This is a genomic window from Collinsella vaginalis (assembly GCF_900176655.1).
Lineage (GTDB): Bacteria > Actinomycetota > Coriobacteriia > Coriobacteriales > Coriobacteriaceae > Collinsella > Collinsella vaginalis.
Genome location: NZ_LT838844.1, coordinates 61333 through 87603, shown reverse-complemented (window position 1 = coordinate 87603; position 26271 = coordinate 61333). Strand labels below are relative to the sequence as shown.

At 66.0% G+C, this 26271-nt stretch carries 19 protein-coding genes and 2 pseudogenes; 6 read left to right on the top strand and 15 right to left on the bottom strand.

What is annotated here, in order from left to right:
- Positions 1–238 precede the first annotated feature (238 nt).
- The 5 genes and pseudogenes from ftsH to CAP13_RS06605 form a co-directional block, all read right to left on the bottom strand.
- Positions 239–2263: an ATP-dependent zinc metalloprotease FtsH gene (ftsH, locus tag CAP13_RS06625; RefSeq protein WP_281248997.1), complete on the bottom strand. Its 2025-nt coding sequence runs from the start codon at positions 2261–2263 to the stop codon at positions 239–241.
- A gap of 103 nt (positions 2264–2366) precedes the next feature.
- Positions 2367–2726, bottom strand: a pseudogene (locus CAP13_RS06620) (dihydropteroate synthase); the annotation flags it as partial.
- A 421-nt stretch (positions 2727–3147) separates the two neighbouring features.
- On the bottom strand, positions 3148–3855 hold the full coding sequence (locus CAP13_RS06615; RefSeq protein ID WP_085830835.1) for a PoNe immunity protein domain-containing protein: 708 nt from the start codon (positions 3853–3855) through the stop codon (positions 3148–3150).
- Between the two features lie 57 nt (positions 3856–3912).
- Complete coding sequence (locus tag CAP13_RS06610) at positions 3913–4623, bottom strand: PoNe immunity protein domain-containing protein (RefSeq protein ID WP_179184984.1); 711 nt, start codon at positions 4621–4623, stop codon at positions 3913–3915.
- 248 nt (positions 4624–4871) lie between these two features.
- Positions 4872–5624, bottom strand: coding sequence for an NAD-dependent protein deacylase (locus CAP13_RS06605; protein ID WP_085830833.1), 753 nt, complete (start codon positions 5622–5624; stop codon positions 4872–4874).
- 106 nt (positions 5625–5730) lie between these two features.
- Here CAP13_RS06605 and CAP13_RS06600 point away from each other — a divergent pair, with 106 nt between their 5' ends.
- Entirely contained in the window at positions 5731–6546 is an 816-nt protein-coding gene (locus CAP13_RS06600) for an exodeoxyribonuclease III (RefSeq protein WP_085830832.1), read from the top strand.
- 912 nt (positions 6547–7458) lie between these two features.
- Here CAP13_RS06600 and CAP13_RS06595 read toward each other — a convergent pair.
- The 5 genes from CAP13_RS06595 to CAP13_RS06575 form a co-directional block, all read right to left on the bottom strand.
- A complete protein-coding gene (locus CAP13_RS06595; protein WP_085830831.1) occupies positions 7459–9489 on the bottom strand; it encodes a monovalent cation:proton antiporter family protein in 2031 nt (676 codons plus the stop codon).
- 87 nt (positions 9490–9576) lie between these two features.
- Positions 9577–10392: an ECF transporter S component gene (locus CAP13_RS06590; RefSeq protein ID WP_245798939.1), complete on the bottom strand. Its 816-nt coding sequence runs from the start codon at positions 10390–10392 to the stop codon at positions 9577–9579.
- 109 nt (positions 10393–10501) lie between these two features.
- On the bottom strand, positions 10502–12208 hold the full coding sequence (locus CAP13_RS06585; RefSeq protein WP_085830830.1) for an ABC transporter ATP-binding protein: 1707 nt from the start codon (positions 12206–12208) through the stop codon (positions 10502–10504).
- Positions 12205–13074, bottom strand: coding sequence for an energy-coupling factor transporter transmembrane component T (locus tag CAP13_RS06580; RefSeq protein ID WP_085830829.1), 870 nt, complete (start codon positions 13072–13074; stop codon positions 12205–12207). Before CAP13_RS06580 ends, CAP13_RS06585 begins: the two co-directional genes overlap by 4 nt.
- Positions 13071–14864 (bottom strand): PQQ-binding-like beta-propeller repeat protein, encoded by a 1794-nt coding sequence (locus CAP13_RS06575; RefSeq protein ID WP_143764920.1) that lies wholly within the window; start codon positions 14862–14864, stop codon positions 13071–13073. Before CAP13_RS06575 ends, CAP13_RS06580 begins: the two co-directional genes overlap by 4 nt.
- Before the next feature lie 445 nt (positions 14865–15309).
- Between CAP13_RS06575 and glmU the strand changes: the two genes are divergently transcribed.
- Both glmU and CAP13_RS06565 read left to right on the top strand, forming a co-directional pair.
- Positions 15310–16704 carry a bifunctional UDP-N-acetylglucosamine diphosphorylase/glucosamine-1-phosphate N-acetyltransferase GlmU gene (gene glmU / locus CAP13_RS06570; RefSeq protein ID WP_085830827.1) on the top strand — a complete coding sequence of 465 codons (1395 nt, stop codon included), beginning with the start codon at positions 15310–15312 and terminating at the stop codon, positions 16702–16704.
- A gap of 66 nt (positions 16705–16770) precedes the next feature.
- Positions 16771–17754 (top strand): ribose-phosphate diphosphokinase, encoded by a 984-nt coding sequence (locus CAP13_RS06565; protein ID WP_085830826.1) that lies wholly within the window; start codon positions 16771–16773, stop codon positions 17752–17754.
- 101 nt (positions 17755–17855) lie between these two features.
- Here the strand turns inward: CAP13_RS06565 and CAP13_RS06560 are convergent, their stop codons facing one another.
- Positions 17856–18695 carry a pirin family protein gene (locus tag CAP13_RS06560; RefSeq protein WP_085830825.1) on the bottom strand — a complete coding sequence of 280 codons (840 nt, stop codon included), beginning with the start codon at positions 18693–18695 and terminating at the stop codon, positions 17856–17858.
- Between the two features lie 152 nt (positions 18696–18847).
- Between CAP13_RS06560 and CAP13_RS06555 the strand changes: the two are divergent.
- The 3 genes and pseudogenes from CAP13_RS06555 (at position 18848) to gltA (ending at position 22610) form a co-directional block, all read left to right on the top strand.
- Positions 18848–19394, top strand: a pseudogene (locus tag CAP13_RS06555) (aminoacyl-tRNA hydrolase).
- A 982-nt stretch (positions 19395–20376) separates the two neighbouring features.
- On the top strand, positions 20377–21219 hold the full coding sequence (locus tag CAP13_RS06550; RefSeq protein ID WP_085830824.1) for a sulfide/dihydroorotate dehydrogenase-like FAD/NAD-binding protein: 843 nt from the start codon (positions 20377–20379) through the stop codon (positions 21217–21219).
- The gene (gene gltA / locus CAP13_RS06545; protein WP_085830823.1) at positions 21207–22610 is read left to right on the top strand and encodes an NADPH-dependent glutamate synthase; all 1404 of its coding nucleotides are present in this window, start codon (positions 21207–21209) and stop codon (positions 22608–22610) included. Before CAP13_RS06550 ends, gltA begins: the two co-directional genes overlap by 13 nt.
- Before the next feature lie 479 nt (positions 22611–23089).
- On the opposite strand, the gene CAP13_RS06540 is transcribed toward gltA, so the two are convergent.
- The 4 genes from CAP13_RS06540 to CAP13_RS06525 are packed head-to-tail and all read right to left on the bottom strand — an operon-like array spanning position 23090 to position 26267.
- Complete coding sequence (locus CAP13_RS06540) at positions 23090–23881, bottom strand: cytidylate kinase-like family protein (protein WP_085830822.1); 792 nt, start codon at positions 23879–23881, stop codon at positions 23090–23092.
- Between the two features lie 40 nt (positions 23882–23921).
- A complete protein-coding gene (locus CAP13_RS06535) occupies positions 23922–24560 on the bottom strand; it encodes an amino acid ABC transporter permease (RefSeq protein ID WP_085830821.1) in 639 nt (212 codons plus the stop codon).
- Positions 24561–24563: 3 nt separating this feature from the next.
- Positions 24564–25331: an amino acid ABC transporter permease gene (locus tag CAP13_RS06530; protein ID WP_085830820.1), complete on the bottom strand. Its 768-nt coding sequence runs from the start codon at positions 25329–25331 to the stop codon at positions 24564–24566.
- A gap of 27 nt (positions 25332–25358) precedes the next feature.
- On the bottom strand, positions 25359–26267 hold the full coding sequence (locus tag CAP13_RS06525) for a transporter substrate-binding domain-containing protein (protein ID WP_085831151.1): 909 nt from the start codon (positions 26265–26267) through the stop codon (positions 25359–25361).
- Positions 26268–26271 lie beyond the last annotated feature (4 nt).

Sequence of the window (26271 nt, the reverse complement as noted above, 5' to 3'; positions counted from 1 at the left end):
TGTCGACACGCGCGCGTTGGCATGTGCGTGCTGCCGGTATGTATGCACTGTCAGCATGCACGCGCTGTCAACACGTATGCGCTGTCGGCATGTGCGCGCTGTCAACACGTACGCGTTGCAGGCAGGCACGCGCTGTCGGCATGGGAAGGCCCCGCGCGGGTGAATCCGTGCGGGGCCTTTTGCTTACTGCACCACAGGCACCATGATGACCTGCGGCGATCTCATTACAAGGGGTGCGTTACCCTTCCGTTGAATCGCCGGCAGCGTCGCCAGCGCCCGCCACATCACCGGCGCGCTCGGCGTTCTCGCGCACGGCTGCATCCTCGGACGCGATCGCCGCCTGGGCGTACGCCTCCGCCTCAGCTGCCAGCGCAGCCTCCTGCTCCGGCGTCATCGGGCGGCGGCGCTTCGGCGACTCCTCGCCGTCCTTCGCCGCTCCCTCCTCGTGCTCGAGGTAGACATCCCACTCGTTGTCGAGCAGGGCCTGCACCGCATCGCCCTCGACGGTCTCGCGCTCCAAGAGCACGCTGGCCATGAGGTCGAGCTGGTCGCGACGGGCATTGAGGATCCGCTCGGCGCGCTCGTGGGCCTCGCGCATGATGCGCTGGACCTCAGCGTCGATCCGGCGGGCGGTCTCCTCGGAGTAATCCTGGTGGTTCGCGTAGTCGCGCCCGAGGAACACCTGATGCTGGGCCTCACCGAACACCTGGGTGCCCAGGGCCTCGCTCATGCCGAGGCGCGTGACCATCTCGCGGGCCATCTTGGTCGCCCGCTCAAGGTCGTTCGAGGCGCCGGAGGTGATATCGTCGCACATGAGCTCCTCAGCCACACGGCCGCCGAGGAAGACCGCCAGCTCGTCGAGCATCTCGGCGCGGGTCTTCAGGAAGTGGTCCTCGGTGGGGAGCTGCATGGTGTAGCCGAGCGCCTGGCCGCGGCTCACGATGCTGATCTTGTGCACCGGATCGGAGTTGTCGAGGATGTGCCCCACGAGCGCATGACCGCTCTCGTGATAGGCGATGACCCGGCGCTCCTGCTCCGTCATGACGCGGCTCTTGCGTTGCGGACCGGCGATCACGCGCTCCATCGACTCCTCGATCTCGGCCATCGAGATCGCCTTGCGGGAGCGGCGGGCGGCGAGCAGGGCCGCCTCGTTCAGCAGGTTCGCGAGGTCGGCGCCGGTGAAGCCCACCGTGAGCTTCGCGAGCGTCTCGAACTTGACGCCGGGCTCGAGCGGCTTGTTGGCGGCGTGCACGCGCAGGATCTTCTCGCGGCCGGCCACGTCGGGACGGTCGACCGTCACCTGGCGGTCGAAGCGGCCCGGGCGCAGCAGCGCGGGATCGAGGATATCGGGGCGGTTCGTGGCCGCGATGAGGATCACGGACTCGCTCTCATCGAAGCCGTCCATCTCGACCAGCAGCTGGTTCAGGGTCTGCTCGCGCTCGTCATGACCACCGCCCAGACCGGCGCCGCGCTGGCGGCCGACAGCGTCGATCTCGTCGATGAAGATGATGCTCGGGCTCTGGGCCTTCGCCTCCTTGAACAGGTCGCGCACGCGGGAGGCGCCCACGCCGACGAACATCTCGACGAAGTCGGAGCCTGAGATGCTGAAGAACGGCACGCCCGCCTCGCCGGCGACGGCCTTGGCGAGCAGGGTCTTGCCGGTGCCCGGAGGCCCCACCAGCAGGACGCCACGGGGGATCTTCGCGCCCAGGCACCGGTAGCGCGTCGGGTCGGCGAGGAAGTCGCGGACCTCCTCAAGCTCCTCGACCGCCTCGTCGATGCCCGCCACGTCCTTGAACTTGACCTTGGGACGCGTGGCCTCGTTGGTCTTGGCGTTGGTCTTGCCGAACTGCATGGCCCGGTTGTTGGAGCCCATCATCTGGCGCAGGAAGTAGATCATGACGCCGATGAGCAGGACCGTGGGCAGGACCGCCATGAGCAGCTCGGAGAGGAAGTTCGGATCCTTGGGGTCGGCCTTGTACACGGTTCCGGGGTGCTCGGCCATGAGCTCTGCGAGCGAGTCGGAGCCCACGTAGGTGGACTTGAACGTGACGAGCTTCGAGGCGTCGCCCTTGTCGCTGTCGCTCTGCCAGAGCGAGCCCTCGACGCTGCCGGTGACCACCGTATAGGTGGTCGACTGCACCCGGTCCTCCTTGACCGCGGTGATGAAGTCACTGGTGGCGATCTCAACGGGCTTCGGGCCGGACGAGAACGACCCGCTCATGTTGTAGATCAGGTACGCGATCAGCGCGATGCCGATCAAAAGCGAGATCAGGTTGATGCGTGGGTTGCCGGGAAGCTGCGGGCCACCCGAGCCGGACGGCTTGGCGCCGGGGCGCTGCGGGCGGCCGGGGCGGTTGCTCCNCGTCGTTCACGATGCTCGCGCCCACGCGCACCGCGGCCTTCGCCACGTCCACATGGCGCGTGTCGATGGAGACGATGGCGCCTTTCTGCGCCAGGGCACGCACCACCGGGAGGACGCGTTTGGCCTCTTCATCAGGGGTGACCGGGGTGAAGCCCGGCCGGGTGGACTCGCCGCCGACGTCGATGATGTCGGCGCCCTCGTCGAGCAGCTTGAGGCCGTAGGCGATCGCCGCCTCGGTGTCCGAGTGCTCGCCGCCATCTGAGAAGGAGTCGGGCGTGACGTTCAGCACACCCATGATGCGCGGCCTGTCGAAGGTGAGCTCGTACTTACCGCACCGCCATGATTTGCTGTCGTTCGCCATGAGGCTCCTTTCGAGCGCGTCCGATCTTATCTATTGTATAGGACTTGCGAAGAGCCGAGATGGGAGCCATAAAGCTCCCATGTCCTGGGGGTTGGGTGGGGGCGCCGGACCACCTCCTCGTGGGGGCCGTTGCGGGAACGTTGTCATGGCCTGAGGATTGCGGCTTCGTCGCGCGGTCCCATTTGCACCGGGTCAAGTTTTGCGTTTTCTTGAGCTATGCATAGATTTTTGCCCGGAAGGGCCGCGCTGTGAGCGCCCCTATGCATAGCTCGCAAAAACGCACCATCCCTGAACTGCGGTTTTCTTTTTTGTACTCAGCGGGCCCAACCCGGCCTATGTATAGCTCAAGAAAATGCAAAAACGACCTTGGGCGCCCCGGAGCACCGGGCAGCCCCTATCTGCCATTCCGGCCCACCCCGGATTATCCAAGGGGCTGGAAGCATGCCAGGTCAGCTGGGAAGTTCGTCGATCGAATGGAACGGAACGCATCGGCCAGGCCCATCCCGCGCACCAGAGCGGCAGCTTCGAAGCACCAGTAACCGGTGTAGACCGTGTGCTCGAGGTCCCCGTGGGAACCCGTCCAGCCGGCGTACACGTTCATGCGGGGCCATCGCGCGACATACCGTTTAACCAGGCCGATCGCCTGCGGACCCGGACCCGCCTCCAAGGCCTCGAACAGCTCGGGATTGAAGTACTGCCACTCGACGCGGCCCAGAGGAGGCGCCACCGTCGATCCAGCGGAAGCAAGGATCGTACCCGTCAGCCGATCGAGGGCTCCCGCGGCGCTCATCTCCCGCGCCATGGCATTGGCGATATCGGCACCGGCACCGAAAAGCGCCGCGAGGGAAACCACCTCGGCATAATCCCCGTAGTCCATGCCCCCGAGATGGCCGATGAACGCGGAGACCGCTTCGACCGCGGCGGGCCGCAGTTTCACAAGGTCATCGCCACGAGAGTAGCGGACGCGAATGATCCCCAGGCGGTCGGTGCGCACGCCCCAGCGCAGGCCCTCCCAGATCTCACCGCCCTGCTCAAGCTCGGCGATCCTGGCCTCATAGCGCGCGATTCGCTCCTCATGCTCCCTGATATAGCGGTCGAAATACTCCTTGCTCGCCCTACGATCCCTCATGAAACGCCCTCCGCCCCGCGCTCCCCTGCTCTCATATCCATCTCGTGACACCCGGCTCTATCGATCAATCGACAAGAAGACCGCAAGGTCAGCTGGGTAGTTTACAGACTGGACGAGCGAAGGCTCCCCTGCCAGGCCAAGTCCTCGCGCCACCGCCGCGGCCTCCCAGCTCCAGTAGCCGGCGTAGAGCATGCGGGGGAGGTCGCGGTGGGACCCGGCCCACCCCGCGCCCTGGTTGCGCCGGTACCAAACCACGAGGTAACTCTTGATCAGGCCGATGGCCTCCGGGCCAGGCCCCGCCTCAAGGGCGTCCGCGAGTTCCGTGAACCCGCGCGGCCAGACGAGGTTATGCCACGGTGACTCCACCTCAGACCCCACTGACGCCAGGATGGCCGCGGTCACCCGGTCAAGATTGCCGGCCGCCCCCATCGCACCGGCGATCGCATCGGCACAGTGAGCGTCCACCCCGAAAAGCACCGCCATGGACGCCAGCTCGATGGATCCCCCGTAACCCGTCTTCCGCAGGAAATCGATCTGCGAGATGATTGCCTCAAGAGCGGCCGGTCGGATCTCCTCGAGGTCGTCGCCGCGCGAATACCGAGCGCGGATGACGTTCAGGCGGTCGGAGGCGATCCCCCGGCGCAGGCCCATGCCCTCGCGTTCGCTCGCAGGCGCGACCAGCTTTGCCTCCATCTGTGCGATGTGGGCCTCGCTCTCGCCGATATAGCGGTCGAAGTACGCGCGATCCGCCCTGGTGTCCCGTATCATCGCCTCGCCTCCTCGGTTTTCTGCGAGCATAGACGACGAACGCGGCATCGTCTCGCAGCCGTCCCGATCTTGACGAACGGCTTACCGACGGGGCACCCGACACAGCCCGCCGGCACAGCGAAATGCGTATATCCGCGGGCGATCTGCTGACAACCGTTGCCCGCGGAAGCAGGCGAAGTGGCCCGTGCCGCCCCCACTCTGCGCACTCCGCGCCTACCAGCGCTCCCGCGTCGCCGGCGGTGCACACGCTAGAAATCAAACGCGCGCGCGATGTCGTAGGAAATGAGAAGGTCGGCAGTCGCGTCCTGAGGCGTGGCATCGCGGTTCACGATCGCGATCTCATCGCCTCGGAAATACCCCGTGAGCCCCGCCGCCGGGTAGACCGCCAGTGATGTCCCGCCTATGACCAGAGCGTCTGCCTGCGCGATCGCACGGATGGCTCCCTCAAGCACGTTTTCGTCGAGCGGTTCCTCGTACAGGACCACATCCGGCTTCACCAGGCCCCCGCACGCCGAGCACCGGGGCACGCCATGCTTATCCTCATGCCCGTGGGCAAGGATCCATGCGGCGTCGTACACCGCCCCGCACCTCTGGCAGATGTTGCGTCTCACCGATCCGTGCAGCTCCCAGACGCGTTTCGACCCCGCGTCCTGGTGCAGGCCGTCGATGTTCTGCGTCACCACGGCGGCGAGAGAACCCTCCCGTTCAAGCTCAGCCAGCTTCAGGTGGCAGCGGTTCGGCCGGGCGTCGGGCGCGATCATCCGCGTGCGGTAGAACTCAAAGAACTCCTTCGGATGGCGCTCAAAGAACCCGTGCGAGAGCATGGTCTCGGGCGGGTAGGCGAACTTCTGGTGATACAACCCGTCCACGCTGCGGAAATCGGGGATCCCGCTCGCGGTGGACACACCGGCTCCGCCGAAGAAGACCACGCGCCCGTGCCCTTCGAACAGCTCGCGCAACGCCTGCTGAGCCTCGTGCTCTTCCGTGATAGCCCTGGTCATGCCAGCCCCTTTCAGTCGGTGACCTCAGTATAGGGCTGCCTGTTCACCCGCGTGTTCCGGTACCATGGAACGCGTCTATGAACCCCACTCCCTTGTAAGGAGCATCATGTCAAAGACATACACCTTCGCCTCATGGAATGTGAACGGCCTGCGCGCCGTGCTGAAGAAAGAGCCGAGCTTCACCGAGATCGCGACCGAGCTCGACGCCGACATCCTCGCCCTGCAGGAGACCAAGCTGCAGGAGGGCCAAGTTGAGATCGAGCTGCCCGGCTACCATCAGGTCTGGAGCTACGCCGAGCGCAAGGGCTACTCCGGTACCGCCGTGTTCACCCGCGAGGAACCGCTCTCCGTCCGCCATGCCGACGCCGTGCTCGGTCATGCCGCCGATGAGGGTGCCGAGCTTGTGGCCGCCGCCGCGAGCGAGGGGCGCGTCTGCGCCCTCGAGTTCGGGAGGTTCTGGTTCGTGGACGTGTACACGCCGAACGCGCAGGACAAGCTCGCCCGCATCGACGTGCGCATGGCCTGGGACGACGCCTTCCGCGCCTTCCTGAGCGGCCTTGAGCAGGAGACCGGAAAACCGGTCATCACCTGCGGGGACCTCAACGTGGCGCACGAGGAGATCGACCTCAAGAACCCCAAGAGCAACCGGGGCAACGCCGGCTTCTCCGACGAGGAGCGCGGCAAGTTCACCGAACTGCTTGACGCCGGGTTCACCGACACCTTCCGCTCCCTGCACCCTGATGAGGAGGGGTCCTACAGCTGGTGGAGCTATCGGTTCAACGCGCGCAAGAACAACGCCGGCTGGCGCATCGACTACTTCCTCGTGAGCGATGCCGTGGCTGACCGGGTGCGCGCGGCCGGTATCAGGAGTGACATCTTCGGATCCGACCACTGCCCCGTCACGCTGGAGATCGAGCTGTAGCCAGTTGCTCGAAGCTATCGTGCGAATGAAGCGGGCCGCGCTCAGGCGGGCCCGCTTTTTGCCGGCCACGCTCCACGCTGCTACTCTGCCGAGCGGCCCTATTGCTCCCCATGTCTACAGAGAGTCGCAACAGGCATGCTGTTCTCAATTGGCTCAACCAATCGCTCCTCAGCGCCCGCAGAGAGTCGGACTAGGGGCGGTGACCCGTCCGTGAGCCGATGAAGTCCTTCTCTATAGCCTCGTTTTACCTAAAATTTATTATTATAAATTTTTTGATATTTATACTTTATTTTATGGAACTTGGTTTTTCGACGTGGGAATCCGCTAGTAGAAAATGTCAGATCTGCGTCAAACCAAGCTTCGAATCGCCGTGCCTCGCGTTGACGAACAGCTTATTCAATGACAAAAACGATAAATGTGTATCTAATCGGCTCTGTTCACAACACCGCTATGGGCAAAACCCGCCATACTACGCTTCAAGAAACGTGTTTGGTGCCCTGTATAGACTCAGATCTGACATTTTCTACTACACGAGCCCTGACCAAAGCCCAAACACCATTCAAATCTGGACGCGTCCTGGAAAACACATGCGGGGGAAGCGGCGGCTAATCCTGATGCGGCACGGACGCCATGTGCTTTTTTGCATTGAGAATGAGGGCCTCACGCCCCGTGAGCAACATAGGGCGCGAGGAGAAAGCAAAGCGCTCGGGAGTGCTGCGCCAGCAGCGCCCCGCAAGGCTTTGGGGTAGAACCGTTCACAATCGTGATCGCCTGGTCAGCATGGAGACGCCCCATAGGAGCTGTGTCAGGACAGTAGGTACTTCACTTCGTCCATGAGGATAAGAAAACGTCCCGTAGGAGCTGGGACAGGACGTGTGACAAAGCGCGTGGTCCAGGGGCGCGGCGTCAGCCTTACGCCCCATGAGCTGCCGCGTATCCCCGACCCTCCAGAAGCTCCTCGGCCGCAGCTGTCTGGTCTGCCGTGCCGATGAGCCCCAGGGTATCGCCGATCTGCAAGGGCGCGTTCGCATCCACGATCGGGTAGATCTCGCCGTCGCGCCGTGCCACCACAGCCTGGGCTCCCGTGCAGACACGCAGGTTCAGCTCGGCGAGGGTCTTGCCCACCGCCGGGCCCTCGCCCACCACGGCCCACCTCATCTCAACCTCAGACAGGGTCGTCATCATGCGCTCGAAGGCGCGCGTGCGCTTGGCACGGGCGTTCTCGTCCAGCGCCTCGTATCCACTTTCACGCAGATCGTCAATGTACCCCTGGATCTGCCGCGGCTTGAATCCCAGGTCAAGCAGGGTATGGCGCAACAGCTCGATACCTGCCTCGAGCTCGGGGCGCACCACCTCGCTCGCACCCGCCTCAACAAGTGCGCCGATGGCGTCCTCGGAGCCCACGCGCGCGGACACCGAGAGCTTGGGGTTCTCCTGCCGCGCCGCCTGAGCGATCTTGATGGCCGAGCTATCCGCGCCGATCGTGATCACCAGGCCCCGCGCCCGATCAAGGTGAGCATGGGAGAGGATCTCGGAATTCGCCGCGTCACCCACGAGGACGGGAATACCGGCCTCATCGGCCTCCTCGGCGGTGAGCAGGTCGCGCTCCACCACGAGCACGGGTACCTCGAGGTCGCTGAGCACCTCGGCCACGTTCGCGCCCGACTGCCCGTAGCCGATGATGACCACGTGATCGCCGAGCCCCTCATCCGGCGCATCGAACTGGCGCACGTGGCGCTCGAACAGGTGCGCGAGGGCGGGCACGGAGCGGACCGCGCGCTCAAGCGGGGCCTCGAGCTTGAACACGAAGGAGTTGAGCGCGATCGAGACCACCGCGCCGCCAAGGATCAGGCTGTACTGCTCCGACGTGAGAATACCGAGCGCCATGCCCACCTGACCGATGATGAAGGAAAACTCGCCGATCTGCGAGAGGCCCGCGCCCACCGTGAGCGAGGTCTTGAGGCCGGCGGAGAACAGCACGCCGAGTGCCATGTTGATGAGCCACTTGCCGACCATGATCAGAAGCACCAGGGCGATGAGCTGGGGCAGGTTGTTGATGAGCGTCTGCGGGTTCACCATCATGCCCACGGAGGCGAAGAAGATGATCGAGAAGAGGTCCTGGAAGGGGATGGCCTCGGCCGCCACGCGATGCGAGAGCTTGGAGCTCGAAACCACCACGCCGGCGAGGAAGGCGCCGAGGGCCACGGAGAGGTCGAAGATCACCGCAGCGAGCATCGCCGTTCCGAGCGCGATCACGATGACCGCAAGCTGGAAAAGCTCCCGGGGGCAGAAGGTTGCGATGCGGGCGAGAAGCCACGGCAGGAACTTCGATCCCACGACGAGCATGAGGACGACGAAGGCCGCGGTCTTCGCCAGCGCGATACCGATCTCGCTCGCGAGCTCGGCGGGGGCGATCTCCTGCGCGCCGAAGATCACCGGGAGCACCACGAGGATGACCACCGTGGCGAGGTCCTCGACGATAAGCCAGCCCGTGGCGATGCGCCCGCCCTCGGTCTGGTACAAACCGGCATCCGTGAGGTTCTTGATCAGCACGACCGTCGAGGCGATGGACACCGAGAGGCCGAGCATGATGCCCGCCTCAGACGACCACCCAAAGGCCTGTGCCAGGGCGTATCCGGCGGCGGTGCCGAGGAGGATCTGCAGGATGGCGCCGGGCACGGCGACGCCCTTGACCTCGTTCAGGTCCTTGAGCGAGAAGTGCAGGCCGGTGCCGAACATGATGAACATGACGCCGATCTCGGCGAGCTGGCTCATGGCGTCTGAGTCGCCGATGAAGCCGGGGGTGAACGGGCCCACCGCGAGGCCACCGACCAGGTATCCCACGATGGGCGGCAGGCGCAGCATGCGGGCGACCAGCCCGCCGACGAACGCGGCGACGAGCGCGAGGACGAACGTCATGAGCAGTACGGTATCTCCGTGCATAGGACCTCCGAGGATGCGCGGCGGCACGGAACATGGCCGCCGAAACGCGGTCAAAAACAGCGTTTTGTCAGTTTCTCTGGCTTTATCCTACCCACGCAGGTTAAATTTACGCACCAAACGCTCGATCCGCCTGACCCAGGGTGCATAGAGCGCGGCCAGAAAGATGCAAGTCGCAAGTGCGTGCGTGAGGTCGAAGGGAAGCGCGGCGGCGAGACGGGCGAGGGCGCCGGGGAGCGTGAGGGGCCGTACGAACCCGATGATGTCGTAGGCGTTGATGACGGCCCCGTACACGAGGCCCGAGCCGAGGCCGCAGGCCATGAGCGCCCAGAACCTCACGTCGCCATCGCGTCGCGTGAAAACCCCTGCTTGTGCGAGTGCGCCGCCGAGATAGCCCACCACGCCCCAGGCGTACATCTGCCAAGGGGTCCACATACCCTGCCCGAGGAAGAAGTTGCTCGTGAACGCCGCCAGGGCCCCCACCATGAAGCCGTTGCGGGGACCCAAGGTCGCCCCGGCGATGATGGCGATCGCCGACACGGGTTTGAAATCGGGAATCGGCCCGAACAGGAGCCGACCGGCGGCGGCGAGGGCGGCGAGCACAAGGGTCGGCATGATCTGCCGGAGCGCCGGACGCGATGACTCGTACCCCGCGAAGAACAAGACGATCACGAGGGCCACCACGAGGAGCATGAACCCCGCGGCGCTCGATGCGTTGGTGAGGAGCGCGGCCGCCATGACCGCAGGCACGGCGAGGAGGAGGGGCGCCTCGAGGGCGCGCAGCGTGCGGCCAAGGAGGGCGGGAGCCGGGGTGACAGCTCCCGGGACGTCCTGGGCGTGAGCCGGAACGGAGGCGCTCTTTTCACCCAGGAAGGCAGCTGGGGCTGGGGTCTCCTGCCTGTTCACAGCACACGCGGCGGCAGGAGGGTCCTGCTCGTTCCGAGCGGCGTTCTGAGCAGAAGCGTCGCTCCCGCCTCTGGTGGAAGTTCGGGCGGAAACGCACCGCATATCCCTGTTAGGGTCGGTAGTAGACATTGCCTGCGAAGAACTCCTCCCGGGGACTCGTGCACGCGATCTCGCCGTCGAAGACCATGGACACGTCGTCGACCACCTGGCTCACGAAATCGAGGTCGTGGGTCGCAAGGACGATGTCCGTGCCGGCATCGGCAAGCTCACGGAGCAGGCGGGCGACCGTGCGGCGCGCGGCGAGATCGAGCCCCTTGCTCGGCTCGTCGAGCAGCAGCAGACCGGGCCTGGTGAGGGTGAGCTTCGCCAGGGCAAGCAGCTGCTGCTGACCGCCGGAGAGGTCATAGGGGTGCAGGGCCATCAGGTCCGCGAGGCCCATGCGGTCGGCCATCGCGTCGGCACTCCGCTGCCCGCAGCCGGCCATCCGCGCCCATTCCATCAGCTCGTCCGCCACCGTCTCCTCGGCAAAGACCGCGCGCGGATCCTGCGGCAGGAGGGCCCGGGCAGAGGCCGCGCAGGAGAGCGATCCCTTGGAGAGCGTTCGGGCCCCGGCCATGAGGGAGAGCAAGGTGGACTTCCCGCTCCCGTTGCCACCCACCAGCGCATGGATGCGGCCGGGGGCCACCGTGAGGTCGAGGTTCCTGAGCACCCAGTCCGCATCGCGCCCATAGCGGAACCAGGCGCGGGCGAGGCGGACGGCCGGCTGGGCGCGCCGCCGAGTGTTTGCGAATGCCTGGAATGGGGAGGCCTGCTCCGAACGCTGGGGATTCACAGCGGCGGGCGGTCTGGATGCGGCCGGTGCAGATGGTATGCCTGCGCCTACGGTACCCGATACGGAGGATGCGCCGACGTCTGCGGCCCCACATGCAGAAGCCGCATCTTGGCGCCCGCCCCCGCGCGCCACGTTATCGCCCTCGAACAACGCCGGTCGCTCCTCAAGCGCGGAGATGTCCGCAACCGGGCCGATCCTCCCCTCCTTAAGCTCAAACGCGCAGGTGGCATACGGCACCATCGCCTGCGGCCGGTGTGTCGCCACCACGACGGTGCAGCCGAGCTCGCGGTTCACCCGGAACAGCGCGTGCAGGAAGGTGCGCTCCGCGATGGGGTCGAGCTGGGCCGTGGGCTCGTCGAGCAGCAGCAGGCGCGGCTGCATCACGAGGACGGAGGCGAGGGCGAGCAGTTGCTTGCGCCCGCCCGAGAGCGTGTCGGTCCGGCTCCGGAACCAGTCCTCCATCCCGAAGAAATAGCTGGTCTCGGCCACCAGGCGACGCATCTCCCCCTGTGGGACGCCGAGGTTCTCGAGACCGAAGGCCATCTCGTGCCAGACGCTCTCGCACACCAGCTGGTTATCGGGGTTTTGGAACACGTAGCCAATCCCCGACGCCGAGGCCGCGGGTGCAAGCGAACCCAAGGGCTCCCCGAGCACGCGCGCATCGCCCGTGCGAACGCCCGCCGGGGCGATCTCAGGCTTCAGGAGTGAGAGCAGGGTCGACTTCCCCGACCCCGTCCCGCCAACCACCAGGGCAAAAGCACCGGCAGGCACCGTCCAGTCGAGGCCATGCAGCACCGGGGACGCAGCCCCAGGATAGGTGAACGAGAGGCCCGAGATGTGAATCGTCTCCCCCGTTGCGTTGTGCTCCGCGATGGGGGAAGCCTGCCCGTGCGGAGACGCAAAACCAGCCCCGGACGTGGAACCGCTCCGATCGGGTGGCACCTGCCCGCATGGCGGCACGGAGCCCCTGTTCTCCCCCCTCATGCGAACCTCCCCCGCTCATAGACGTGCAGCGCCGTGGGGACGAGCATCCACAGCGCATACGGCACATACCCCCACCAGGGCACGAGGGCGCTCATCGTCGGGAAGAACCGGTACTGCGACGACGCGAGCCAGGCGAGGCCGACCATGGCCGCGGCGGCGGCCAAAAGCGCCAGGAGCCGCAAGGCATCCGCCCCGGTGAAGCGATGGCGCGCATAGGTGGTCCGCCGGCGGGCGACGCCCCAGCCGCGCGCCCGCATCGCGTCGGCCGTCTCCAGCGAATCCTCCATCGCCCAGCCCATGAGCACGCTCGAGGCGCGCAGGCGGGAGCGCGTGGAGGCAACGAGCGAACCCCGCCCCCGCGACACCACGCCCTGCACGGTGAGGATCGACCGCCCCTGTCGCATGAACCGGGGAATCAGCCGCATGACCATGGACACCATGAGCGCCACCACCGGGGCCGCGTTCCCCGCGAGCGCCATCACGCGGTCGAAGGGCAGCAGCTCCGCCGCGGCCTGAAACCACAGCGCGCTCGTCACCAAGAGGCCGCCCATCGCGCATCCGTACCAGATGCTCTCGAGGTAGATCGCACGTGGCCCGATGCGGAAGACCTCAGTCAGGCCGGCCGCCGAGAACAGCGGGTTCACGAGCGCGATCAGCGCGATCAGCGGCAGCTGCCAGCGCAGAGCCGCGAGGACGGACGCGAGGCCGCGCAAGCAGGAACCGTAGACCAGGGCCCCGGCGAGCGAGAGGGCGATGAGCACGGGCTGCACGCTGAACATCGTGAGGCCGAGCGTGACCGTGAGATAGGCCGCCGGTACCGCGGGGTGGGCGGTGGCGAAAGCCGTGATGCGATCGGGCGCGTTCATCGGCGGCCCCGGGCATCGGGGGTGCGCGGACCAGCGGAGTTCGCCCCTTCCGCATCCCCGGTGCGGGCCCGCCAGGTATCAAGGCCCTGATCCTGCGTCGCCCGTCCGCCCCGGTTGCGTATGAACGCATAGGCGCCGAACCCCGCAGCCAGCACGAGGGCTCCTACGCCGATACCGGCCCCGTTGGGGAGTGCCGCGCCGGTGAGCAGGGAGCCGATGGTGTCAAGCCCGGCGGCTCCCCCCACGGGCGTTGCCGCAGCCCGCGATGCGTCCGGTGCGAGGGCGAGGACAGACGGCGCATCCGAGGAGCTTGCATCGCCGGGGGCCGTGAGGAGCACCGTGCCCTCACGGGTGACAAGCGGGGAAGACGCCGTGTCCAAAGCGGTGCCGGGGTCGCGAAGCCGCGCGGCCCGCAGGGAAGGCGAGCTGCCCGCGGGCGCGTCAACCTCCACGGAGACGACTCCGCCTGCGGCATCGACGATGAGCAGCTCCGCGGTGGCCTCGGAGGCACGGGCGCCCCAGGCCGTGGCCACCGGCACGGGTGCGAGCGGGGCAGCGAGACCAGGCAGGTCAACCTCCGCCTCGAACACCGGATCGTCCCCCGCAGCCGCGGGCAGGGCAAGAAGCAGGGCACGGTGGGTGTGCGCACCCTCCGTATCCGCCAACACCACGAGGGCCCGGTCAGCGAAGATGACCGGGTCGCAGGCAGGGATGCCCGTCCCGAGATCGAGCGAGGCCGACACGGCGAGCAGCGGCGTGCCGGCATCACCGCTCGAACTTACGGCAGTCGACGAACCCTCGGCCGCCGAGCCGTCCTGCGACCCCACCAGCCCTGCGGAGGCGGGGGCCGCCTCGCCCCCGCCGCCGAGCACCACGGCCCGAGCAGCCTTGCCGTCAGAGAACACCCCGAATGCAACGTTGCGGCCAGCCTGCGCATACAGCGAATTCGCGAGACGCAGGCAACCGGGGTCCTCGGCCACCGCTGCCGCCGGCATGTCGGCGAAGAGCCAGTCGCGAACGGCCCCCACCGCTCTCACCGTCGAGATGCCGTCGTTCAGCAAAACGACACCGTCCTGGGCTACGAGCTGCGGCGGGGCGGCGATCCCGGACGCCGAAAGGGCCAGCTGCGCTGACGAGGCCGCCGCCCCATCGAAATCCGCATGCGCCGCAAGCGTGATGCTCCGGGCCTCCCCCTCATCAGCCGCGAGAGCGGAGTAGATCAGGCCGCCGGCCGCCGCCAGCACAGGAGAGGCCGCATCTCCACCGGCGCCGTCTTCGAACGTGTCCGACGCCGTCCACACCGCGTTCAGGTCCTCATCGAAGGCAGCGAGGCGGCCTTGGGAGAGAGCTGTCACGAGCACGGCATCCGCAAAGACCGCGCGGGGGGCGGTTCCCGCGGGGAACGGCAGGTCGACCTGGGCGGACACGGTGCCGGTCGCGGCATCAACCTTCATGATCCGCCCGCCGGCAACCAGGCAGGCAAAGGTGGTCTGCCCGATTTGACGAAGTGCGAGCGGAGCGATCGGCCCCTCTGCGCCCGCAAAGCGCCAGGCCTCATCGCCCGACGCCGGTGCGGCAACCGGCACCGCGCCGGGAACCAGGCTCTCGGCCATGGTGCTGGCGTAGCCCGGCCACGCGGTATAGGTCGCGGTGAACGTGGACGCCTCATCGGGGACGGCCTCGTCGGCATGGGCCCGGGCCGCACAGGTGGTGACCGCCACGCCGGCCACCGCGCTGGCAGCCGCGATCCGCAGCGCCTGCCGGCGCGTCACCATCCTCGCCTGGCCCATCCCGCCTCCGATCATCCCTACGCACTCATATGAAGGTGCGCTGTCCTGTGCCCACATTGTAGCGTCGATGCCTCCCCGCCCGCCGGGGCCGGCGACGCCGGGACTCCGCGCAGCCATGCCGCATTCAACATCAAGCCCTCGGTTGGCAGGACGAGGCCCCAGGCCCGTGCGGTCGAGGACGCTGCCGCGCGCCGTCCAGCTGGTGGCAGTGCCGCCCAATCTGCGTGATCGAGGACCCCACCCAAGCGCCCTCGACGAGCCCGCCGCCGACCCCAACGCCGCCAAATCCGCGCACCCTCCCGGGAACACGTGGTCCCCGCAGCCCGTCCTCACGCAGCCGGCACATGCGACGTGGGCGTTCACTGTGCACGGGCTGCGCCGCCTTCCCGCTGCAGGCCCTGCGCTATCATCAGAGTGACTCTGAAAAATCCACCGAGGGGATCATATGGACGCAACCGCCATCGTCCTCGCCGCCGGCGAGGGCACCCGCATGAAGTCCAAGCACGCCAAACTCTCCCATGCCATCTTGGGAAAACCGATGATCAACTGGGTTGTGGACGCCGCGATCGAGGCCGCTTGCGAGCGGATCGTCGTCGTGGTCGGCTGCCACGCGGACGAGGTCCGCGCCTTGCTGGCAGACGCGTACGCAGACTCCCCCATCCCCGTCGAGACCGTCGAGCAGGCCGAGCAGCTGGGCACGGGCCACGCGGTGCGCATCGCCCTCGAGGCCACCGGCATTAACAAGGGGCCCGTCGTGGTCCTGAACGGCGATCTCCCGCTCATCCAGCCCGAGACCATCCGCCGCTTCGCCTCCTCGATCGCCGAGGGCGACGTCGCAGGCAGCGTCCTCACCATGACCCCGCCGGACCCGTTCGGCTACGGTCGCATCCAGCTCGACGCCGAGGGATCCATCGTCCGCATCATCGAGCAGAAGGACTGCACGCCTGAGCAGGCCGAGTGCCTCCTCGAGTGCAACGCCGGCTGCTACGCCTTCGACGGGGCGCTCCTCGCTGGGCACATCGGGCAGATCAGGAGCGAGAACGCCCAGAGCGAGTACTACCTCCCCGACATGGTGGAGATCCTGAAGGCCGCCGGCGAGCGGGTGGGCATCTACCATTGCGACGACTACCGCGACGGCCTGGGCGTCAACACCCGCGCCCAGCTCGCCGAGCTCACGGCCATTGCCCGCGACCGCGTGAACGCCCGCCTCATGGCGGAGGGCGTCACGTTCATCGACCCCGCGCAGGCCTGGATCTCCCCGGATGCGCAGATCGGCCGCGACACCGTCGTCTGGCCCCAGACGCATCTCATCGGCCGCGCCCAGGTGGGCGAGGACTGCCAGCTCGGCCCCAACGCGCGTCTTACGAACGTCCGCGCCGGCAACGGCTGCGTCATCGACGAGACCGTGGCCATCGACGTCGCGCTCGAGGATGACGTCACCTGCGGCCCCCGCGCCTACCTGCGCCCCGGTACGCACATGCTCACCGGCTCGAAGGCCGGCACGCATGTGGAGATCAAGAAATCGACCATCGGTGAGGGGTCCAAGGTTCCGCACCTCTCCTATATCGGCGACACTACCATGGGCGCCGGCGTCAACGTGGGCGCCGGGTCCATCACCTGCAACTACGACGGCGCGCGCAAGCACGCGACGGTCATCGGCGACGGCGCCTTCATCGGCTCCGACACGATGATGGTCGCGCCCGTGCGCATCGGAGCCGGGGCGCTGGTGGGCGCCTCGAGCTGCATCACCAAGGATGTCCCTGACGGGGCGCTCGCGCTCGAGCGCTCTGAGCAGCGCATCATAGAGGGCTACGCCGACGCGAAGCGCGCGAAGGAGTGACCCGAGGTCGTGAACGCGGCCGCACGGCAAGAAGTTGGGCACCTACCAGAAGGAGAAGAAGGGGCTATGCCGACAAACGATCCCAGAAAGAACCTCTGCATCAGCAAGAGCTTGCGCGTGTTCTCGGGTTCATCCAACCGTCCGCTTGCGGAGAAGATCGCGCACGAGCTCGGAGTCGAGCTGGCGCCCATCACGCTTGAGCAGTTCGCCAACGGCGAGATCTACGCCCGCTACGACGAGTCCATCCGCGGCGCCGACGTGTTCTTCGTGCAGTCGATCTCCGGCCGCGTGAACGACATGCTCATGGAGGTCCTCATCGCCGCCGATGCCGCCAAGCGTGCCTCCGCCCGCTCCATCACGGCCGTCATCACCCACTACGGCTACGCCCGTCAGGATCGCAAGGCCGGTCCGCGCGAGCCCATCACCGCGCGCCTCGTGGCCGACCTCCTCGAGCGCGCCGGCATCGACCGCATCATCACGCTCGACCTGCACCAGGGCCAGATCCAGGGCTTCTTCGATGTCCCGGTGAACCACCTCTCGGCGCTGCCGCTGTTCGCCGACTACTACAACAACATGGACTTCGACACCGACAACCTCGTCGTGGTCTCCCCCGATGTGGGCCGCGCCAAGGCGGCCAAGAAGCTGTCCGACATGCTCGGCTGCAGCCTGGCCATCGCGCACAAGGGCCGTCCGCGCCACAACGCCGCTGAGGTCATGGGCATCATCGGTGACATCGAGGGCAAGACCTGCGTCATCAACGACGACATGATCGACACCGCGGGCACCCTCTGCGCGAGCGTGCGCGAGCTCAAGAAGATGGGCGCCGGCGACATCTACGTGTGCGCCACGCACGCCATCTTCTCCGGCCCCGCCATCGAGCGCCTGAACGACGCGCCGATCGTCGAGTGCGTGGTCACCGATGCGATCCCCGTCGAGATCGGCGGCAAGATCAAGACGATCACCGTGGCCGGGGAGTTCGCGAGCGCGATCTCGGCCGTGTACAACGAGCAGTCCGTCTCCAAGATCGTGGGCGGCGACTTCGCGATGTAAGCGCCGGGGCCCGGTTGGCCCTCCCGCTCGCATGGACGGTATGCGCCGCGCATGAAGCGACGACGGCCCGCCAGCTGGGACTCCGGCTGGCGGGCCGTTCTTCAGATCGTGAGCCCCTCTTTGATGAACTCGCCGCGATCGAGCTCGTCGAAGGCCTCTCGCAGCTCCGCTTGGCTGTTCATGACAATCGGCCCGGCCCAGGCGACCGGCTCGTTGAGGGCGCGGGACCCCATGACGAGCACCTGCGAGCCCTCCCCGACGCCCTCGAGGACGAGGCTGTCGCCGTCCGTGAGCTTCACCGCGGTCTTCTCGCGCACGAGCGCGCCGTCGATGCGGGCATCGCCCTTGAGCGTGAACGCCATGAAGGAGTCGTCGGGTGCGGTCGGGATCTCGAGGGCCGCGCCGTCCTTGAGGTGCACGTCCAAGTAGGTGAAGGGGAGATGCCCGCTCACGTGGCCCGTGACCTCGCCGAAGCTGCCCGAAAGAACGCGGACGCGACCGCCTTCGATCTCCACCTCGGGGATATCCTCGGCGTGGAGGGCCTGATAGGTGGGCGAGCTCATCTTCTCGGCGGCCGGGAGGTTCAGCCAAAGCTGGACACCGAGCAGGCAGTCCGCCGCGGGGATCTGCTCCTCGTGCAGGATGCCCGACCCGGAGTTCATCCACTGGACCTCGCCATCTGAGACGGTGTCCTCGTTGCCGAGCGTGTCCTTGTGCCTCATCTTGCCGCGGTACACGTAGCTGATGGTCTCGATGCCGCGATGCGGATGAAGCGGGAACCCGGCCGTGTAGTCGGCGGGATCTTCGCTGTCGAACGAGTCGAGCATGAGGATCGGGTCGAACTCGCGGACGGTCTCGCTGCCCAGGACGCGCACCAGGCTCACGCCCGCGCCGTCAACGGTCCCATGGCCGATGACCTGTGTTTTGATATGCCGCTGCATGGGACCTCCTCTCGGTTGCCGTGTATCTCGCCTCTCAGATGTCGCCTGTGCACCTATACCCGGGGCCCGGGGCGTTAATCCTGCGGCCTGCCGGCAAAGACGGACCGCTGGGATATGATGGAGGGCACGCGAACAGAAAGGAAGCGCACGCGATGGCAGCAGCACAGCCCGGAACGATCCGCCTGGTCGCCGGCCTCGGCAACCCGAGCGACGAGTACGCGGAGACCCGCCACAACGCCGGATTCAAGGCGGTTGACGAGCTCGCCCGGCAGGCGGGCGTCTCATATTGGAAGACCCAGCTCGGGGCCGAGGGCGCCGTCATCAGGGTGCGCGACGGCGCCGCGGAGGACGGGCGGCGCGACGTGGGGCTCGTGAAACCGCAGTCGTACATGAACACGAGCGGCGGACCCGTCTCTTATTNAGGTCGGCGGCGGGCATGCCGGGCACAACGGGCTGCGCTCCATCATCGACAAGCTCGGAAGCCGTGACTTCAGCCGTGTCCGTGTGGGCATCGGCGATCCCCCGGGGCGCATGGCCGTGGCGGACTTCGTGCTCAAGCAGTTCCGTCCCAAGGAGGCCGAGGAGTTCGCCGACACCTGCGCCCGTGCCGCCGAGGCCGCCGCGCTGGCCGTCACGCGCGGCGTGGTCTTCGCCCGCGACCACGTGAACGGATCGGCAGGCAGCAACGGGAAGCACTAAAGCGAGATACCGGCTGGCCCTGTATGCAGCAGCGACTTCTGCATGCTGGGATCAGCTGGTTCGCTGGCTCAGCCCCACGCATTTCTCTGCTCAGAATCGGGCCGCAGAGCATCTACCCCGCGAATGCGCTACAACTCATCACCTTGCGCAGAGCTTCGCCCCTATACAAGACTCCACCATGTTGAAAACTTCCAGAAGTGCGGCAGTGAATTCGGATCTGCTCAGTAGAGGCGGAATTTCGCCTCCGATTTTCTGAGAAAACGCCTTGGAAGTTCACGGGCTACTCAGTCGATTCCATTTTACTGCCGCACTTCTGGAAGTTTTCATTTTGCGCTTTGCTATCTGATTGCTTTATTTAGATAAATTTACATAAAAATCCAAATAATAGAGAATCACGTTCAAGAGCGTGGGAGAACCTGCCCATCTGAACCGGAAGAACGGCGCGAAGCGCATGCTTAACCGAAGCGGTGCTGGCCAAGTACCTTAAATCTCCCCGTTTCCCGTGAAACACGAGCCACGGAACCGTCCACACACGCTGCAGATACAACAGACGCTTAGCACCGGCATCAGTATGCGCTTGGACTGCCCCGTCGCGAAACCACTACGGTTCACATCAGATCCCGCCACCCTCATACGCCAGAACTGCCCCACCATTCCCACTCTGAGACTCGCCGCGGTCATCCGCCGTCCACATACGCTAGGACTGCCCGCGTGCATGCGTGGTCCTGATTGCGATCCTGTTTCAGCCATGCCCCACCCATTCCCCTCTGCCACATAATCCCTGTCAAACGCCCTCATAAAACCGCCTGCGGCCCCATACCGCCCACCCGGCGATACAACCTCGCACCTGCACCGTTGCGATATACTTAAACCCTTACTGTGCATCATTCGCCATGGTGCGCGGCAACGGGTTGCAGGTGGGGCACGGCCACCGGGAAACCTCCTGGCACGCCATCCAGCCCTGGCACAAGAGAGGGGTTTTATGTTTCAAATCCTGAAGAAGACGCAGTTCTCGGAGAAGGTCTTCGAGTTCCGCGTCCACGCTCCGAGGATGGCCCGCGCGGCTCACGCCGGCCAGTTCCTCATGGTGCGTATCGACGAGACGGGCGAGCGCGTCCCCTTCACCTTCGCCAACTGGGACGCTGGGGAGGGCTGGATCGAGTTCATCTTCATGGTGATCGGCAAGACCACCCGCTGCCTCTCCGAGCTCAACGAGGGCGACTACATCCGCGACATCACGGGCCCCTTGGGCAAACCCACCGAGATCGAGGGCGACCGCGTCGCCATCGTCGGCGGCGGCGTGGGCCTGGCTATCGCCTACCCGGTCGCGCGCACGGCCTGCGAGGAGGGCAAAGAGGTCAACGTCATCATGGGCGCCCGCTCCAAGGACCTCATGATCCTCTTCGAGCAGTTCGCCGCCCTTCCCCTCAAGAACCTCTTCGTCACCACCGACGACGGCTCCATGGGCGAGCAGGGCGTGGTCACGCTCCCGCTCGGCCGCCTATGTGAGACCGACCAGATCGACTCCGTCTTCTGCGTCGGCCCCGTCCCGATGATGAAGTTCTCGACCCTCACCTGTCGCGAGCACAACATCCCGATCACCGCCAGCCTCAACCCCATCATGGTCGACGGCACGGGCATGTGCGGCTGCTGCCGCGTCGAGGTGGGCGGCGAGACGCAGTTCGCCTGCGTCGACGGCCCCGACTTCGACGCCACGCTCGTCGACTGGGACGACCTCGCGCGCCGGCAGGCCACCTACCGGCCCGAGGAAGCCGAGTCCGTCCATCATCATGAGGAAGAGGGGTCCTGCGCATGCCAGAGGTAACCAAGTACCGTCCGAGCCGCGACCCGCGCGTCGCTCCCAACGAGGAGCCCGCCGCCGAGCGCGCCCGCGACTTCCGTCCGGTTGACACCGGTTTCACCAAGGAGAATGCCATCACCGAGGCCAACCGCTGCCTCGACTGCAAGCGCCCGTTCTGCATGGAGGGCTGCCCCGTCGGCATCCACATCCCGCAGTTCATCGAGCGCATCCGCGCGGAGGACTGGGCCGGCGCGCTTTCGACCATCAAGGGCGACAACCTGCTCCCGTCCGTCTGCGGCCGCGTGTGCCCGCAGGAGAACCAGTGCGAGGGCCGCTGCATCCTTGGCCGCAAGGGCGAGCCCGTGGCCATCGGTCAGCTCGAGCGCATGCTCGGCGACATGGCCGACGAGGTGGGCCAGGCGCCCGAGTGCAAGCCGAAGAACGGCAAGAAGGTGGCCGTGATCGGCTCCGGCCCGAGCGGCATCGCCTGCGCGGGAGAGCTCGTGCGCGAGGGCTTCGAGGTCACCGTGTTCGAGGCCTTCTTCACGGGCGGCGGCGTGCTCACCTACGGCATCCCCGAGTTCCGCCTGCCGAAGGAGATCGTCAAGCGCGAAATCGAGAGCCTGGAGCAGCTCGGCGTCCACTTCGAGTACAACTCCGTGGCCGGCCGCCTCTTCACCGCCGACCAGCTTTTCGAAGAGGAGGGCTTCGATGCGATGTACCTCGCCGTCGGTGCCGGCCTTCCCCGGTTCCTGTATGTCCCCGGTGAGAACCTGCCGGGCGTCTACTGCGCGAACGAGTACCTCACGCGCACGAACCTCATGCACTCGTACGACTTCCCCACCTACGACACGCCCATCAAGCACGGCAAGCACGTCGTGGTCTTCGGCGGCGGCAACGTGGCGATGGACGCGGCCCGCACGGCCCTGCGCCTGGGCGCCGAGAGCGTGACGCTCGCCTACCGCCGCACCGAGGCCGAAATGCCCGCGCGCCTGGCCGAGGTGCACCATGCCAAGGAGGAGGGCGTCAAGATACTCGAGCTCGTGAACCCGCTTGAGTTCACGGCCGATGAGAACGGCTTCGTGGCGAGCGTGAAGCTCGAGCGCATGGAGCTCGGCGAGGAGGACGCCTCCGGGCGCCGTCGCCCGGTTCCGGTGCCGGATTCCGCGTTTGAGATCCCCTGCGACGTGGCGATCACCGCTATCGGCACGCGCGCGAACCCGTTCGCGACGCTCTGTGCCGATGTTGAGACGAACCGCTGGGGTCTCATCGAGGCCGACGAGGACGGCCGGACGAGCGACCCCAAGGTTTGGGCTGGCGGCGACATCGTGACCGGTGCCGCGACGGTCATCCTGGCCATGGGCGCCGGCAAGAAGGCCGCGCACTCGATCACGGAGACGCTGCTCGCGGAGTAGGGTTTACCGGGGAGTTTCCTGGTCTTTTTGAGGCCGTCGGGCTGCGTGCCCGGCGGCCTCTTTTATTCGCGTAGTTGACCTGTTGAAAAGGTTTCCTGGTCTGTTTTGGTCATCGAGCTATGCACGTTCGGCGGCTTTTTTGGTGGGGTTCCATCTTTTAGGGCCATGCACCTGTAACGCCTCGTTACCTATAGCGCCTCGCTGGTCCCCCAGCAGGATGTCCTCTGGATGCACGGTATTTCGACTCGATTCCGCGTTCCTGTGAATGTGGTCATCCCGCTGGACTGCATGTTTGCAAGTCGATGTGACCCAGAATGCAGGATGTCCCCTGAATGCCCGTGCATCCAAGGGACATCCTGTTTACCAACCCTCTAAAACCGTGCATTCAGGGGGCGTCTTGCATCCCGATCGCTTTCAGTCGTCCAGCCGTACACCCAAGGGACATCTTGCGGTACCACTTGCAGGCATCCAACTCGAGCTCAGTCTTCCCGCTGCTCAAAGAAGGCTTCCGTCGTCGCGGGCGCCTCGACAACATCTGACGCGTCGGGTACCGCTCCAGCCACAGCTCCTGCAACGCCACCACTGATACCGGCACCATCCGCATCAACCCCCAGCGCGGCCAGCTTCGCGCGGTATGCCGCGACGATCACGTCGACGCAGCCTTGGCGCCCGAGCTTCGCACGGTTCACCACGAGGTCCTTGCCGTCGGTCATCTTCCACTTGCCCGCGGAGTACCGCTTGTAGAAGAGCTCACGCGCCTTCTGCATGTCACGTACGAGCTTGGCTCCGCGCCGGCGGCTCAGCCCGCGCTTGGCCCGCACGATCTCGACGCGGTCCTCAAACGGGGCGGTCACGAGCACCGCGATATGGTTGGGATTGCGCCGCAGCAGGTAATCGGACAGGCGCCCCTCAATGATGCAGCTCTTGGTGGCCGCCAGATCGTGAATCACCTGCGTCATGGAGCTGAACAGTTTGTCGGAGAGGCTCCGCGAATCAACGCGATCAGGCAGGAAGGCCACGAACTCCTCGGCCATGCGCTCGTCAAAAGCCGCGAGCCTGTCCATCGACTCCCCGTTCCTGATCGATGAGCGCACGAGCAGCTCGTTGTCGTAGAGCGGGATCCCCAGCTCCATCGAGAGCATCTTGCCGATCTCGTGCCCTTCGGCGCCGAAATCGCGCGCGATCGTGATGATCACCGGCTGGTCGGCGCTGCCCGCCGCCTGCGTGCCGGCAGCTCCATCGCTCCCGCGCCTCTTGAAGAACAGTGCCATGTCTACCTCCTCACGCCGTCCGTAGACGGCGAAGCTTCTTCTATGCGGCAACCTGACGCCGCTGGTATGCGCGAACCGCAAGCGAGATCCCGAAGTTCAGCGCGAAGTACAGGGCGAACACGAATCCGTACAGCAGCATCACCTGGCTGAGGTCCACGGCGTGCGCCATGACAACGTTCGTGGTGTACATGAACTCCGCCACGTTGATGCCCGCCAGGTACGAGGAGTCCTTGATGACCGTCGTGCACTGGGAGAACAGGGCGGGAATGATCGTCTTGAACGTCTGGGGAAGCACGATGTAGACCATCGTGGTCCAGAAGCCAAAGCCCTGCGAGCGGGCCGCCTCGAACTGGCCCGTAGGCACGGCGTTGAAGCCTCCGCGCACAATCTCGGCCATGACCGCCGAGGTGAACAGCGTGAACGCGAGCACCGAGATCAAGATGTCGGAACCCTGCACGGTGAAGTAGATGAACAGGATCCACAGCAGGTTCGGGGTGCAGCGGAACAGCTCGATATAAGCGCTGGCCACGATGCGCAGCAGGCGCGGGCCGTACTGCTTCGCGATCGCGAAGACGGTGCCGAGGATGAGCGAGAAGATGATCGCCAGCACCGAGATCTCGATGGTCTTGATGAAGCCGCCGAGGATGTAGATGAGGTTGGTCGCGGTGAAGATCTCCATTTCTTACGCCTCCTTCCCGTCGGTCCCCGCCGAGGCGGCGGCCAGATCGGCGAGCCCCGGGATCTCCTTCGCACGCGGGCGCTGCTTGGAGCGGCGCTCCAGGAACTGCACGAGCAGGGCGAGCGGGAAGCAGATGATGAAGTACAGGAAGCAGCTGACGATGTAACCTTGCAGGTAGCCGTAGAGGGCGACGAAGTTATCAGAGCGGTACATCAGGTCGCCGCCGGCCACGAGGGCGAGCACCGAGGTGTTCTTCACGAGGTTGAGCGCCTGGTTACAGAGCGGCGGGAGAATCACCCGAAACGTCTGCGGCAGGATGATGTAGGCGTAGGCCTGCGGACGCGTGAAACCCTGCGAGCGCGCCGCTTCCATCTGACCGCGCGGCACGGACTCGATGCCGGTGCGCACCACCTCGGAGATGTAGGCCGCATGGTAGAGGCCCACGCCGAGCGAGCCGAGCGCGAACGGGGCGATGCGCACGGGATCCGCGGCACCCGTCAGCGAGGCGAGGAGCTGCGGTCCAGCCATGTACATGAACATGACCTGCACCGGCAGTGGGGTGTTCTGAAACAGCTCGACATACACGCGGGTGATGCCGCGCAGCGCACGCGAGCGCGAGGTTGAGAGCACGCCAAGCAGGGTGCCGAGCACGAGAGCCAAAGCCAGACCCGCTACCACCACCTGCAAGGTGACGGCGAAACCGGCCCAGAACGTGTCCATGGCGCCAAACGTCGCTTCCCACCGGGTGGGATCAAACAAACCTTCTAGCATCTGGTTCCTTCCTCTCCGGCCGGCCTACTAGACCAGGCCCCATGCGGAGATCTCCTCGTCGAGCCATCCGGAGTCAAGGCAGGCGAGAACAGTCGCATCGACCACGTCGGAAAGGTCGCTTCCCTTCTTGGTGGCGATGCCGTAGCGCTGCTCACCGAACTCGATCTCGGGCTGCAGCAGCTCGACCGTGTCGTTCATGTAGCCGGAGAGCGTCGAGCGGTCCATGGCGAAGCAATCGATGTTGCCGGCGTCGAGCGAGCTCTTGATGATCGGGTAGCCCGAGAACGCGAGGAACTCCGGCTCGGCGTCGATCGAGCGGTCGACGAGCATCTGCTCGATGTTCTTCTGGGTGGTGGATCCCTGAGATACGCCGATGATCTTCCCGTCGAGGTCGGCGATCGAGGTCATCTGCGCGCGCTTCTTCACCATGAGGCCGATGTAGTCGGTGCGGTACGGCTCGCTAAAGTCCCAGGACTTCTCGCGCTCGTCGGTGATCGTGTAGGTGGCGCAGATGATGTCGAGCTGGTCGTTGTCGATGAGGGGGCCGCGGGTCTTGGGCGTCACGTCGGTGAACTGCACCAGGCTGTTCGCCCGCGCATCCTCGTAGCTCACCGCGAAGATCGCGGCCGCCACCTGGTAGCACAGATCGATCTCCATGCCCTCGTACGTGCCTGAGGCGGGGTCGAAGTACCCGTAGCCGGGGACATCCTTCTTCACACCGGCCGCGAGGTAGCCGCGTTCCTGGATGGTGGCGAGTTTGGACCCTGAGGTGGACCCGGAGGCCGACGACCCTTGCGCGCAGGCAGTGAGGCCCAGGGCGGACGCCGCCGTGAGACCCGCGAATCCGAGGAGCCCGCGACGGGTGAGCACGGGACGATGCGCCTCGGCGATCAGCTGGCGTGAGGCCGCGCCCTTCTTCATATCAGATGATGTCATGCGC